The 12,455-nt window shown below is 65.4% G+C and carries 12 protein-coding genes and 1 riboswitch; of the genes, 5 read left to right on the forward strand and 7 right to left on the reverse strand.

Annotation, left to right across the window (positions count from 1 at the left end; translation table 11 throughout):
• Positions 1-120: 120 nt before the first annotated feature.
• Complete coding sequence (serS, locus tag ACQRBR_RS05695; protein WP_300705551.1) at positions 121-1,398, forward strand: serine--tRNA ligase; 1,278 nt, start codon at positions 121-123, stop codon at positions 1,396-1,398.
• A gap of 372 nt (positions 1,399-1,770) precedes the next feature.
• On the opposite strand, the gene ACQRBR_RS05700 is transcribed toward serS, so the two are convergent.
• The gene (locus ACQRBR_RS05700; protein ID WP_204674161.1) at positions 1,771-2,307 is read right to left on the reverse strand and encodes an Hsp20/alpha crystallin family protein; all 537 of its coding nucleotides are present in this window, start codon (positions 2,305-2,307) and stop codon (positions 1,771-1,773) included.
• A 194-nt stretch (positions 2,308-2,501) separates the two neighbouring features.
• Positions 2,502-2,656, forward strand: a riboswitch (FMN riboswitch).
• Between the two features lie 120 nt (positions 2,657-2,776).
• Here ACQRBR_RS05700 and ribB point away from each other — a divergent pair.
• Positions 2,777-3,433 carry a 3,4-dihydroxy-2-butanone-4-phosphate synthase gene (gene ribB / locus ACQRBR_RS05705; protein WP_204674162.1) on the forward strand — a complete coding sequence of 219 codons (657 nt, stop codon included), beginning with the start codon at positions 2,777-2,779 and terminating at the stop codon, positions 3,431-3,433.
• Positions 3,434-3,641: 208 nt separating this feature from the next.
• On the opposite strand, the gene ACQRBR_RS05710 is transcribed toward ribB, so the two are convergent.
• Positions 3,642-4,616, reverse strand: coding sequence for a DMT family transporter (locus ACQRBR_RS05710; RefSeq protein ID WP_427812543.1), 975 nt, complete (start codon positions 4,614-4,616; stop codon positions 3,642-3,644).
• Positions 4,617-4,745: 129 nt separating this feature from the next.
• On the opposite strand from ACQRBR_RS05710, the gene ACQRBR_RS05715 reads away from it, so the two are divergent.
• Positions 4,746-5,654: a LysR family transcriptional regulator gene (locus tag ACQRBR_RS05715; protein WP_321128051.1), complete on the forward strand. Its 909-nt coding sequence runs from the start codon at positions 4,746-4,748 to the stop codon at positions 5,652-5,654.
• A 160-nt stretch (positions 5,655-5,814) separates the two neighbouring features.
• Complete coding sequence (locus ACQRBR_RS05720) at positions 5,815-6,573, forward strand: 4Fe-4S dicluster domain-containing protein (RefSeq protein WP_427812544.1); 759 nt, start codon at positions 5,815-5,817, stop codon at positions 6,571-6,573.
• Positions 6,574-6,627: 54 nt separating this feature from the next.
• On the opposite strand, the gene ACQRBR_RS05725 is transcribed toward ACQRBR_RS05720, so the two are convergent.
• The 4 genes from ACQRBR_RS05725 to ACQRBR_RS05740 all read right to left on the reverse strand — a co-directional run bounded on the left by ACQRBR_RS05725 (position 6,628) and on the right by ACQRBR_RS05740 (position 10,194).
• Complete coding sequence (locus ACQRBR_RS05725) at positions 6,628-7,050, reverse strand: winged helix-turn-helix transcriptional regulator (RefSeq protein WP_304037496.1); 423 nt, start codon at positions 7,048-7,050, stop codon at positions 6,628-6,630.
• Positions 7,051-7,146: 96 nt separating this feature from the next.
• On the reverse strand, positions 7,147-7,620 hold the full coding sequence (locus ACQRBR_RS05730) for a hypothetical protein (protein WP_168935333.1): 474 nt from the start codon (positions 7,618-7,620) through the stop codon (positions 7,147-7,149).
• 16 nt (positions 7,621-7,636) lie between these two features.
• On the reverse strand, positions 7,637-8,998 hold the full coding sequence (locus ACQRBR_RS05735) for a vWA domain-containing protein (RefSeq protein ID WP_427812545.1): 1,362 nt from the start codon (positions 8,996-8,998) through the stop codon (positions 7,637-7,639).
• 203 nt (positions 8,999-9,201) lie between these two features.
• Entirely contained in the window at positions 9,202-10,194 is a 993-nt protein-coding gene (locus tag ACQRBR_RS05740; RefSeq protein WP_168935335.1) for an ATP-binding protein, read from the reverse strand.
• Positions 10,195-10,302: 108 nt separating this feature from the next.
• Between ACQRBR_RS05740 and ACQRBR_RS05745 the strand changes: the two genes are divergently transcribed.
• Positions 10,303-10,947 carry a class I SAM-dependent methyltransferase gene (locus tag ACQRBR_RS05745; RefSeq protein WP_427812546.1) on the forward strand — a complete coding sequence of 215 codons (645 nt, stop codon included), beginning with the start codon at positions 10,303-10,305 and terminating at the stop codon, positions 10,945-10,947.
• A 391-nt stretch (positions 10,948-11,338) separates the two neighbouring features.
• On the opposite strand, the gene ACQRBR_RS05750 is transcribed toward ACQRBR_RS05745, so the two are convergent.
• Positions 11,339-12,388, reverse strand: coding sequence for an acyltransferase family protein (locus tag ACQRBR_RS05750; RefSeq protein ID WP_427812547.1), 1,050 nt, complete (start codon positions 12,386-12,388; stop codon positions 11,339-11,341).
• Positions 12,389-12,455 lie beyond the last annotated feature (67 nt).

A 12,455-nucleotide genomic window follows, 5' to 3' on the forward strand; every position in this document is an offset into this window, starting at 1 on the left:
GCAGGAAAGATGTTTTAAAAAGTTTTGAGACTTTTTATATACGCAATGCCCTTGTCTTGCAAGGTCTGGGGGCTCGTGGTAGCGTGGCCTCCACATTGCGCATGCTATGCAGGAGTTTTTATGATCGACCTCAAACTGGTGCAAAAACAGCCCGAAGTGCTGGCCAAGGCCCTGGCCGACCGGCAGTCGCCGCTGAAAGTGGATGAGTTCCTCGAACTGGACGGCCGCCGTCGTGCGTTGCTGGCCGAAGTGGAAAGCCTGAAACAGCAGCAGAACGCCGCCTCCCGTCAGGTGGCCCAGATCAAGCGTGAAGGCGGGGACGCCTCCCACATGATGGAAGAACTGGGCGCCCTGTCGGCCCGCATCAAGGCCCTGGACGTGCAGACCGCCGAAGCCAAGGCCGCTGTGGAAAACTGGCTCATGGGTGTGCCCAACATCCCGGACGCCAGCGTGCCCGTGGGCAAGGACGAGACCGAGAACGTGGAAGTGCTCCGCTGGGGCACGCCGCGCCAGTTCGATTTCGAGATCCGTCAGCACTGGGAGCTGGGCGGCGGCGCCCTGGATTTCGAGCGCGCCACCCGTCTGGCCGGCAGCCGCTTTGCCCTGTACATGGGCTGGGCCGCCCGTCTGGACCGCGCCCTGGTCAACTTCTTCCTGGACCAGCATGTGAAGCACGAGGACTACATCGAAGTCTGTCCTCCCTTCATGGTCAACCGCGCCACCATGACCGGCACGGGCCAGCTGCCCAAGTTCGAGGAAGACCTCTTCAAGATGCCCGCCTGGGACTACTACCTCATCCCCACCGCCGAGGTGCCCCTGACCAACATCCACGCCGGTGAGGTGCTGGACGAGGCCGACCTGCCCCGCGCCTACTGTGCCGCCACGCCCTGCTTCCGTTCCGAAGCCGGTGCCGCCGGTAAGGACACGCGCGGCCTGATCCGCCTGCACCAGTTCACCAAGGTGGAGATGGTGCGTTTTGCCCATCCTGATGACAGCTTCAACCAGCTGGAGATCATGGTGGGCCATGCCCGCACCCTGCTGGAAAAGCTGGAGCTGCCCTACCGCGTCATCACCCTGTGCACGGGCGACATGGGCTTCGGTTCCGCCAAGACCTACGACCTGGAAGTCTGGCTGCCTGCCCAGAACACTTACCGCGAGATCTCCTCCTGCTCCAACTGCATCGATTTCCAGGCCCGCCGTGCGGACATCCGCTTCAAGCCCAAGGGCGGCAAGAGCACCTACTGCCATACCCTCAACGGTTCCGGCCTGCCCACCGGTCGCGCCATGGCCGCCATCCTGGAGAACGGCCAGCAGAAGGACGGCAGCATCGTGCTGCCCAAGGCCCTGGTGCCCTACATGGACGGCGTGGAAGTCATCGAGCCTGCGGGCAAGAAGTAATCCACAGCCGAACAGCGAATCCGACAAGGCGGTGTCCCTGCGCGGGATGCCGCCTTTTTTTGTGCCCGTGCTGTGGACAAGGCCGGGCCCGCTGGAAAAGCGGGCATCCCTGGCCTGTGGATGGCCGGGATGCAGCGGGGGAAGGAGGGTATCCTTGCGGTGCCGGTCGTGGGGCAGGCTGTCTGCCGGGAGCCGTATGGTGCGGGATCGGGAGCGCAGCAGGCGGGGAAAGGCGGGATACGCGGCCGCTACCGGTCGCGCATAAAAAAAGCGGCCTGCCGCGTAACGCGGCAGGCCGTGGAGTCCGCCCGTTGCGGGCGGTCCGGCTCCCCGAGGAGTGGGAGCCGGAGGAGGGTCCTTCAAGAGGGGGGATTACTGTTTCTGCACCGTGATGGAACGGGCGGCGGGGGCTTCAGGCTGTTTGCGGGGGATGACGATGGTCAGCACACCGTTCTTGTGGCTGGCGCTGATGTTTTCCACATCAGCATCTTCAGCCAGGCCGATCTGGCGGCAGAAGGAGCCGTAGACGCGTTCCTGCACATGGCAGACGGGTTCCTTGGCTTCCGCCTTTTCGCCTTCGGCGGCAGGGGCGGCGCAGCTTTCCATCTTCTTTTCACCTTCAACGGTCAGCATGCCGTCACGGACTTCGACCTTGACTTCATCGGGGTCCACACCGGGCACTTCCATGTGGATGGTGTAGGCCTTGTCATCGCTGTGGATGTCCAGGCTGGGACGGATGTCGGCCTGCGGCTTGTCCATCAGGCTGGTCGGCCAGCCGGGCGTGAAGAAACCATTGAACAGACGGTCGATATCGTGATGCAGGCGGTCCAGGGGCTGGAAGCTCTGTTCGGACTGCTGGGCGTTGCGGGGAGAGAACCAATGCTGGGGATATACACGGATAAGGCTCATTTCAATGCCTCCTGATATTTTTCCTTGTTGACATAGAAGTAAGGTGGGACGGCTAGTTGTCAACATGCTGTGGAAAACTTTTTTCAAAAATGGGGAAAGGTATCACCATGCACTTCGCCCTGTTCCTCCTGTCCGCAAGTCATCCGCCTTTTATGGCCGGGGATTGCCAAACGCCGGAGGCGGGCGTATGGTGGCTCCATTCTCAGGGCGGGGTGCAAGTCCCCACCGGCGGTGATGGCGGTTTTCCGCATGAGCCCGCGAGCGCCGCACCATGCAACGTGGTGCGGGTCAGCAGATACCGGTGAGATCCCGGAGCCGACGGTAACAGTCCGGATGAAAGAGAACGGTTCGTTTTTCTGCCGTGTAGGGCGCAAGGATGGACGGTCTTGGCGGCCGCCCCACAGCGCGCACGGCAGCCGTGCCCTGATGCACATCTTCCGGCCCGTCCGGGCCGATCAAGGAGACGATGATGCATCAGTCCCCCGATATCCTGGCTTCTTTTGGTGATTGGGAAACGCGTATGGAACGCGCCCTGGCCTCCGTGCGTGCGGGCAGGGGCGTCCTGGTGGTGGACGACGAGGATCGCGAAAACGAAGGCGACCTCATCTATCCCGCCCACAGCCTGACCGATGCGCAGATGGCCCGCCTCATCCGCCATTGCAGCGGCATCGTGTGCCTGTGTCTTACCGACGAGCGCGCCACCCATCTGGGCCTGCCGCCCATGGTGGCCCACAACACCAATACCCAGCAGACCGCTTTCACCATCTCCATCGAGGCCGCCGAAGGCGTGACCACCGGCGTTTCCGCCGCCGACAGGGTGACCACCGTCAAGGCCGCCGTGGCCGAGGATGCGCGTCCCGAGGACCTGCGCCATCCCGGCCATGTGTTCCCGCTGCGGGCCCGCCCCGGCGGCGTGCTGGAACGGCGCGGCCATACCGAGGCCACCGTGGACCTGATGTCCCTGGCGGGCCTGCCGCCCTGCGGTGTGCTGTGCGAGCTGACCAATGATGACGGCACCATGGCGCGCCTGCCGCAGGTGGCGGACTTTGCCCGTGCCAACGACCTGCCCCTGCTGGCCGTGGCGGATATCGTGCGCTGGCGTGAACGGCAGGAAGGCCGGGCCTGAGCCCCAGCCGTCTGATCCCCTTTTCCTGTCCCAGGACAGGGCTTGCCGTGGTCGCCGGCTGGAGTTGATGAATACCAGGAAAGAAAGCTGCCGGCGGCCGGCCGGGCAAGTATGAAAAAAAGGACGCTGTACAGCGTCCTTTTTTTATGCCCGGTCTATGTCCGGGCCGGATACCGGCGGGGGACGGAGGAGGGGCGCCCCCGCAGGATCAATGCCGGCGGTGCAGGATGCGGTCGATGATGAAGGGGCGCACGGCCAGGAGCGTTTCCCAGGTGGGGATCATGGAGACCACGGAGGCCACGAGCATGAGGCCGATACCGGCCCACATGTTCCAGGGGATCTCCTCGCCAAGGATCAGCATGGCCAGGATGGGCGCCAGCACGGGCTTGAAGAAGAAGACCAGCGAACCCTGCATGGCGGAGGTGGCTTCCATGCCCATGAAGTAGCAGGCATAGCCGCCCGCGGTGACGAAAACGCAGATATAGAGCACGTTGAGGAGGTTGCCCGTGGTGTAGCCGCTGAAGAAAGGCATGGCGGCGAACATGGGCAGACCGGCGGCCTGCAGGGCATCGGCCACGGCGGGGATGTGGCTGATGAGCATGAGGACGATCATCTCGGCGCTGGCGGCCAGGCAGCTGAAGCAGGTGACGGCCACGCCGGAGTACTGGGCGCACTGCTTTTTGCCCAGCACGGCATACAGGGCGAAGGTGGCGGCCGAGAGCAGCACCAGCGTGATACCCACGGGATCGAGCGTGGTGTGCAGCGGGTCGATGATGATGAGGGCGGCCACCACTTCCATGACCAGGGCGGTGATGTGCTGGGGCCGGATGTCGGCGCGCAGGATGAGATAGGCGAAGGCCAGCACCAGCACGGGGTTGCAGCTGAACAGCACGCTGACCACCGAGGCCGGGGCGTAGAGGATGGACATCTGGTAGAACATCATGCTCACCACCAGGCCCACGAAGCCGAGCCAGGCAAAGCCTTTCCATGCGGCGGCGGTGATCTTTGCCCCGTGCTGGCGCAGGCCGCGCAGGGCAAAGGGGATGAGCAGCAGGCCACCCACGAGGAAGCGGGTGCAGTTGAGCTGCATGGGGTTGAAATCATGGGCCACGGTCTTCAGGGCCACTTCCATGGAGCTGAAGAACACGGTGGCAAGAAAGATGAAAATGTATCCGCGGTTCATCGTTCAAGGTCCCTGGTTGGAAAACTGTTGCGGGAGAAGTGCTGCGCTTGCCTATAGCAAGGGGCCCTGATACGGTAAAATGCTTAGTTGATATCGTAGATATATCAAAAATGCATAACAGGAGAGCGCATGGAGCTGAACTGGGAGCTTTGCCGGATATTCTATCAGGTGGCGCGCTGCCGCAACTTCAGCCGGGCGGCGGCCATGCTGTTCACCAGTCAGCCCGCGGTATCGCGCTCCATGGCGGCCCTGGAGCGCGAACTGGGCTGCCGTTTGTTCATCCGCAACCGGCGCGGCGTGGAGCTCACGCCCGAAGGCCGCCTGTTCTACGCCCATGTGGAGGCGGGCTGCGAGCAGTTCCGCCGGGGCCGGGAAGAGCTGGAACAGGCCGTGGGCCTGCAATCGGGCAGCATCGCCCTGGGGGCCAGCGAGACGGCCCTGCGCCACTGGCTGCTGCCGAGGCTGGACCGCTTCCATGCCCTGTATCCGGGGGTGCGGCTCCGGCTGTTCGGCGGTACGTCCCGGCAGGCCATTGATGAACTCAAGTCCGGGGCCATCGACTTTGCCGTGGCCGCCGTGCCCGGCGGCGGTTTCCGTGCCCTGAAGGAGACGCGCCTGTGCCCGCTGCGGGACGTCTTCGTGGCCTCGTCGGCCTTTGGGCAGCTGCGCGGCAGGGACGTGCCCCTGGATGAAGTGATGCGGCATCCCTTCATCTGCCACAAGCAGGGCAGCCTCACCTTTGAATTCCTGGAAAGCATGTGCAAGGCGCGGGGCGTGGACTTTGCCCCGGCCATGGAGCCGGACACCACGGGGCTGGTGCTGGATCTGGCCCGGCACGGCCTGGGCATCGGCTTTTTGCCGGAAGTGGCCGCCAGAGAAGCTCTGGCCGCCGGGGAGGTGTTTGCGCTGCGGCTCGCGGAGGAGCTGCCGTCGCGCAGCATCAGCCTGCTGGAATACGACGGCCATACCCTGAGCCTGGCCGCACGCCGCCTGCGCGACATGCTCACTGAAGACGCGGCGACCGGGGAGGCGCTGTGAGGATTTGAGCCGACAGGGCTCAGGCCGTCCTGCCGCAGGGCGGGAGACGCTTTTCCAAGGTCGCTTTGCCGGAGCATAGTGGCTCATGGCCGGCTGATTTTGTTGGGGGCTGCCGTAGTTACAGGCTATGCTGCCGCAAAATCATGCAAAGGAGACATCCATGAACGTCACAGCCCTGTATTTTTCTCCCACCGGCGGCAGCAAGCGCTCCGCGCTCAGCCTTGCCGCAGCCCTGGCTCCTGAAGGTTTTGTCGAGCTGGACATCACCTGTGGCGCCGTTGCCGGGGATTTCGGCCCCGGGGACGTCGTCGTGTTCTCGGTGCCCTGCTATAACGGCAGGGTACCGGAAGTGGCCGCCGGGCGTCTGGAGCAGGTGCACGGCCACCGGACCCCCTGCATCATCAGCATCACCTACGGCAATCGTGACTATGACGACTCCCTGCTGGAACTGCAGGACATCGTGCAGCGGCAGGGCTTCGTGGTCCAGGGCGCGGCTGCGCTGGTGGGGCGGCATACCTTCGGGGAGATCCAGGTGGGGCGTCCCGATGCCGGGGATGCCGCCGCAAACCGCCGCTTCGTGCAGCAGCTGCTGGCAGCCAGGCAGGGCGATCTTGCCTCGCCCGTGGCGCTGGCCATCAAGGGGCAGCGTCCGTACCGGGGAGAGGGCAGGGGCGTGGGCTTCGTGCCGCTGACCTCCGAGGCCTGTACGGATTGCGGCCTGTGCGCCTCCCTGTGTCCTGTGCAGGCCATCGCGGCCGACCATCGCAGCATCGACGGCACGCGCTGTCTTTCCTGCTTCCGCTGCATCCGCAGTTGTCCTGCGGGGGCCAAGCATATGAATGTGGAAAGCTACCTCAATTTTGCGCGCGATTTCAGCCGGCGCCTGAAGGCTCGGCGGGAGAACGAATACATCTTCTAGAAGAACCCGGAAACGGGCAGATGCGGACAGGGGCGGGAGACCGCCCCTGTTTTTTTACAGAGGGCAGCCCCCGACCTTTTTGCAGGGGGGCAGGGATTCTTCCGGCAGGGGGCAGTAGCGCACGGCCCAGCAGCAGATGCTGCGCAGTATCTTGTGGGCGGAGGCGCCCTTTTCGCTCAGGGAGTATTCGACGCGCGGCGGTATCTCGTTGTACTGGCGCCTGTCCACGATCTGGTCGTTCACCATGTCCCTGAGGGTGGCGGCAAGCACGGCGTCCGTCAGGCCGTCAAGGTTGTCCCTGATCTCCTTGTAGCGCAAGGTGCCGCTGGCCCCCAGCAGGCAGATGATGCGGGTCTTCCATTTCCCGTTGAAGATGTCCAACCCGTATTCGAGCGGGCACAGGGGCTGCTTGCCTTCCTTGTTCCTGGCCATGTCATGTCCTGCGGCTTCATGGTTCGCGATGGCGGATTGTTCCATGATTTCCTGCCGGAGCGCAAGCTGTCCGGTGATCCGGGAGCATCGCGATCCGGCAGGCAGGCTGGAGGAAGGGCAGAAGAAAGATCCCGGGCAGGTCTAGGCCTTGCCCACGGCTTCCAGGAAACGCTGGCCGAGGATGGCCGGAGCCACGGAGCGCAGGGCCGTACCGCCCAGCTCCAGGCTGTTTTCCTCATGCATGGGGCGGCTGGCCCCGGCCCGTTCCAGTTCGCTGGCAAAGGCTTCGCGCAGCAGGCGGAAGGAGGCTTCCACTTCGGGATAGCTGTTGTCCTCACGCCAGGGCAGGCGCAGGCTCTGGCTGCCGTGTCGCCCCTTGTGGGACGGGATGGAGAGCTGGTAGCAGGGCCGCTCGCCTGCATCGTCCTGTCCGGCCCGTTCGTGCTGCCCGGGCCAGCAGTGCTCCTGCCAGGATTCCGGCGGTTCGGGGATGAGCGATGTGATGCTCAGCGGCGGCGTGGCCAGCTGGCGTTCGAAGTCTTCCAGGGTGACGGTATAGGTCAGGACAGGGCGCAGGTTGCCGCGCTTTTTTTCTATTTTCCAGGTGATCCGCATACAGGCTCCTTGATGGTCAGGCTCCGGCGGGCAGGCGCAGCAGCTCGCCGAAGGGGGGCTGTTCCCCTCCCTGTCCCCAGACGGCCCAGAGCAGGGGGCAGGCGGGCTCGTCGGGGAAGGACGAACATTCCATATCCGTGAACCAGAGCAGGCAGGCCGGGCGCAGGCCGTTGTCGTCCAGCCAGCGGCCCACGGGCCTGAAGTCCGTACCGCCGCCGCCCACGGGGGCCAGATGCAGGGGCAGGTCCTGCCGCCGGAAGGTCTGCACGGCCTGCACGCGGCTGTCGTGGAAGATGACTACCAGTTCCGTCTCGTAGGCGGCGAGGATGGACGACAGTTCCTCGCAGAACAGGGAAAGGGCGGCATCGTCCACCGAGCCCGAACAGTCCACGGCCACGGCCAGCTGCGGGATGCGCTGCTCCTGCCGTCCGGGCAGGTAGATGCCGTGATGCAGGTAACGCCGGTTGGGCGCGCTCCAGGTGTAGTCGTTGAGGGCGCAGTTCTCCAGAAAGCGGCGCAACAGGCCGCGCCAGTCCGTGCCGCCATCATGGCGGCCGCCGCGCAACAGGCGGCTGAAGCCCGCGGGCTCGCGGCCCATGTGCCGCGCCCGTTGCAGGGCCTGCTCCAGACGCAGTTCGGCCTCCTGTTCCGCCTTGTGGCGCGCGTCTCCCTGGCCGTCTTCCAGCAGGGGATGGTCACGGACCTCACCGGAAAAATACGGGACAGGCTGTTCCCTTTCCGGCTTGTCCCCGGCAGGACGGGCGGTGCCCGCGGCTTCCGGGGCGGCTGCCTCGTCAGTCTCTCCTGCACGGGAGGGCGCAGCCGCGGGGGCGTCCTGACGCTCCCGGCCGTCATGTCTCTGCTGGTCGGAGCCCTTTTCCCGGGGGCTGCGTCCGGCGGCCTGCTGTTGCGCGCCGCCGTGCAGGGGCGTGTCCTGCAGGGAGGCAAGACGGCTGTAGACCTCGTCCACGCTGAGTCCCGCATATTCGGGATGTTCCAGATGGCCCTGCGGCAGCCGGAATCCGGCACCGAGCAGCAGGGCATCCACTACCACGTCGCAGGCCTCGTTCCAGATCCGGGCATCGCGCCCGTTGCGCCGGACATGGTGGGCGCAGGCCAGATGCATGACTTCGTGGGCCTGGGCCCCCACCAGCCGCTCGTGGGGCAGGGTGGCCGCCCAGACAGGATTGAAGCCCAGCGTGCGGCCGTCGGTCCAGAGGTGGCGGCAGGAGCTGTCCGGCTTCAGGGCCAGGTGCAGGGCCAGGGAGCCGAAAAAGGGCTGCCGGAGCACCAGGTCCGCCCGGGCCCGGGTCATGGCTGTGAGGGCGCGCTGCTCCAGAGGGGGGGCCGGAACGTCCGCCGCAGGGCTGTGGCGCATGCCCTGTGACGCGGACGGGCGCTCCGGCCGGGGATCCTGCCGTGTCGTCCCGGGCGTTTCCGGGGAAGGCGGGCATAGCGCGGCGTCTGGTGTGGAGCGGGTGTCTTTGGCCGTGGGGGCGGGAGCCCGGCGGCTGACGGAGGAGGGGACACGCACGCTCCGGGAGAGGGGAGCACGGGGCAGGGCAGGAAGATCGTCCCTGTTCACATCAGGACCTCGGCATTGTCGCGGGCCCAGCGGGCAAAGGGCTCGCTTTCCACCACGGCGGGATCCTGCCGGACGGCATCGCGCATGAGCAGCACGCCGAACTCGGCGGGCAGGCGTCCGGCATAAGCGGCCAGGGCTTCCATGGTGGCGGGCGCGGTGCGCAGGGCCAGGGCCTCGCACAGGGCGTACAGGGAGGCCGGGTCGGCAGGCACGGGGGCTTCTTCGGGATCGCTGAGGACGCTCTCCACACTGGGCAGGTGGCGCCATTCCCGCAAAAATCCGCTCAGTTCCGCCGCGGCCGCCTGACCTATGGTCCCGGCCAGAAGCTCTTCTTCCAGCGGGCCGTCCGGGGCGGCATCGAGGATGCGGGAGGCGAACTCCCAGGAGCGCGGCGAGGCGAAGGCCCTGTCCGACGAACGGGGATCGAAATCATGCAGCAGGCGCGGCCGGAAGCGCAAAAAGGCCTGGATCTCCTCGCGGATGCCGTTGTCACGGGCCCAGTCCAGCCAGTCGTCGATATGGCATTCCACATCCAGATGCACCATGCGGTTGGCCAGAGCCGAAGGCATGCGGTAGGTCACGGCCCGGTCGCTCTCGCGGTTGCCCGCGGCCACCACGGCCCAGCCGTCGGGCAGGCGGTACTGGCCCACGCGCCGGTCGAGGATAAGCTGATAGCAGGCGGCCTGTACCAGAGGGGGGGCGGCGTTGAGTTCGTCCAGGAAGAGGATGCCTTCCTCCGTGTCCTGCGGATGGGGCAGGAATTCCGGCACGCACCAGGAGGTGATGCCCTCATCGCTGATGCGGGGCAGGCCGCGCAGATCCACCGGATCCAGCAGCACGGCGCGCAGGTCGTAGAGCTTGCGGCCCTGGCGGCGGGCCACGTCGGCCACCAGCCGACTCTTGCCTACACCGGGCGGCCCCCAGAGGAACACGGGTTGCCGGATGCGCACCAGATGGTGCAATGCCTCACAGACGTGGCTGGGTCTCATGCAGGGGTCCTTTTAAATAAATTGAATTTCATTTTCAATTAAGATATACGGGGAGGGCACGCAAGGCAAGTCTTTTCTGGGGGCACTTGCATGCAAGGAGCAAGAAGCATGGATCTTTGGCAGCATATCATCCGCCCCGGGGACGTCTGGGGGCGTTTTACCCTGTACCTGAAGCAGAACGGGCAGGCTGCCGTGCAGCGGGAGGTCGTGCGTTCCCTGCGGCTGCGGGTGCGCGACGTGGTCCTCGATCTGGGCGGTGGCGGCCATGCCCTGGCCCAGCTTGCCTTGTATTCGGGGGCCGTCTACGGCGTGGCCGCCACCGCTGCAGCGGTATCGGCCGCCACAGCGCACAACCGCCATGACGTGGCCCGGGGCAGGGTCCGCGTTTGTCGGGGCGCGTTCCCCGCTCTGCCGTTCCCGGCGGAGATGTTCCACGTCATCACCGCGTTCGAGCCCGCGTTCTGGGCAGGAGATCTGTCCGCCTGCCTGCGCGAGATCCGGCGTCTGCTGCGTCCCGGCGGCCAGTGCGTGCTGGTGTGCGCGGATGGACAAGAGAACGGCCGCCCCGTACCGGCCGGGCATACGGTGGACGAGCTCAACGCCCTGGCAGACAGGGCCGGGCTGCTGTGCCTGTCGCCCCTGCGTTTGCGGCGCAAAGGGCGTGTAGTCCTGCACTGGTTGCAGCCTGCCTGCGACCTGTGCCGCCCCATGCCGCTGGACGTGTTCCCGGCGGGCTGGGCCCAGGCCTGCTAGGGGAACGCTCGCCGCACTTGCTGGGGGAAGGGGAGGGAGTCCTTTTCTCCGCTGCCGTCTGCCGGGGCTGCGGGCAAACGGGGACGGGCCCTGCACCCCCCCGGAAGGCGCTGTCCGGGCAGGCGGCTTTCCACGACTCCTTCTCCGCATCTTCAGGAAGGAGAAAGCCGGCAGGAGCCCGCCGCAGGGATGCGGTGACAGCTCCACAACAGGCGACCGGCGTGACACGAAACATCGATGGGGGACCATGTCCCCCTTTTTTGTGCGTCGCCAGACTGTTTCCTGCCGAAAAAAAGACCGGGACCGCCCTTCCGGCGGCCCCGGTCCCGTCATTGCTGGCGGCATCCTCCAGCGCTGTCAGTGCTGTGCCCGCGGCAGGGGGCTTTTTTGCCTAGCCGCCGATGAGATAGCGCGAGCGTTTGCCCATGACTTTCTTGATGGCCAGGATGCAGAGGATGCAAAGGGCTATCTCCACGGTCACGGTGAGGTTGGCGATGGTGAAGACCTGTCCGGGCAGTGCGGCGCCGAGCACCTGGAACAGGGGCGCCTGGAAGATGCCCTGGAAGATGGCATGCAGGAAGAAGAGCGGGAAGCTGTAGCGGGCCAGGAAGTCCAGGGCCATCACTTCCCTGTCCATGCCTTCCAGCAGTTCCAGCACCCAGGAACCGATGCAGAGTTTCTGCACATAGTAGGCGCCTTCGATATTGGGCATGAAGCTGCCGAAGTAATGGTCGGCCACGATGAGCAGGGAGGTCAGCACGGCCGTCACGCGGATGGCGCCGAGGTGGCGGCGGATGAAGGCCATGCAGGCGTCACGGTTGCGGGCGCAGTACACGCCCATGAGGAAGATGGGCACGAAGAAGCAGAGGTTGCGCAAGGGCGAGACCAGCAGGCGCGGCACCATCAGGGGCAGGACGGAGGCCGGGAGCAGGATCTTTTGCAGCAGCCCGGTGGGCAGGTGGAAGATGAGCGGCCCGACGCTGAACACGGTCATGATGAAGGGGATGTACCAGTAGGGCACCAGACTGGCCGATCCGTAGGCCAGACAGCGCAGGACGTCCCACAGGGAGGCCACGGGCGTGCCGTCGTTGATGAAGGGGATGTCGTAGCCGAACCAGTGGTGGGAGATCCAGCCCGCAGCCAGCAGGAGCAGCGAAAGGATGAGATAGGGGCAGAAGACGTTGACGATCTTGGACTTGTAGAAGCGCAGGGGGGAGAATTGGCCTTTCCGGCGGTTCACGAAGTCGAACAGATAGCCGGAGATGAAGACGAAGTAGATGGTGGCGGAGTGGAAAAGGCATAATCGCAGGCTGTCCTGGAGCCTGGCGGCGTCCTCGCTGCCCGCGAGGACGGGGCCCACCCACATGTGGGTGAGCATGACGGAGACGATGGCGAAGGCCCGGAAATAGTGGAAGGTCAGGTCATAGTTCTTTTGCGTCATGCAGTACCTTTGATCCGGCCGGTCATCCGGCGCAGGAGGGATGAAATTCCTTATCGTACAGATAAGG

It is taken from the genome of Desulfovibrio sp. SGI.133 (assembly GCF_050313955.1).
GTDB lineage: Bacteria > Desulfobacterota > Desulfovibrionia > Desulfovibrionales > Desulfovibrionaceae > Desulfovibrio.

Coding starts and splice junctions, on each gene's coding strand:
- serS (WP_300705551.1), top strand. CDS start 121: ATGATCGACCTCAAACTGGTGCAAAAACAGCCCGAAGTGCTGGCCAAG.
- ACQRBR_RS05700 (WP_204674161.1), bottom strand. CDS start 2,307: ATGAGCCTTATCCGTGTATATCCCCAGCATTGGTTCTCTCCCCGCAAC.
- ribB (WP_204674162.1), top strand. CDS start 2,777: ATGCATCAGTCCCCCGATATCCTGGCTTCTTTTGGTGATTGGGAAACG.
- ACQRBR_RS05710 (WP_427812543.1), bottom strand. CDS start 4,616: ATGAACCGCGGATACATTTTCATCTTTCTTGCCACCGTGTTCTTCAGC.
- ACQRBR_RS05715 (WP_321128051.1), top strand. CDS start 4,746: ATGGAGCTGAACTGGGAGCTTTGCCGGATATTCTATCAGGTGGCGCGC.
- ACQRBR_RS05720 (WP_427812544.1), top strand. CDS start 5,815: ATGAACGTCACAGCCCTGTATTTTTCTCCCACCGGCGGCAGCAAGCGC.
- ACQRBR_RS05725 (WP_304037496.1), bottom strand. CDS start 7,050: ATGGAACAATCCGCCATCGCGAACCATGAAGCCGCAGGACATGACATG.
- ACQRBR_RS05730 (WP_168935333.1), bottom strand. CDS start 7,620: ATGCGGATCACCTGGAAAATAGAAAAAAAGCGCGGCAACCTGCGCCCT.
- ACQRBR_RS05735 (WP_427812545.1), bottom strand. CDS start 8,998: ATGCGCCACAGCCCTGCGGCGGACGTTCCGGCCCCCCCTCTGGAGCAG.
- ACQRBR_RS05740 (WP_168935335.1), bottom strand. CDS start 10,194: ATGAGACCCAGCCACGTCTGTGAGGCATTGCACCATCTGGTGCGCATC.
- ACQRBR_RS05745 (WP_427812546.1), top strand. CDS start 10,303: ATGGATCTTTGGCAGCATATCATCCGCCCCGGGGACGTCTGGGGGCGT.
- ACQRBR_RS05750 (WP_427812547.1), bottom strand. CDS start 12,388: ATGACGCAAAAGAACTATGACCTGACCTTCCACTATTTCCGGGCCTTC.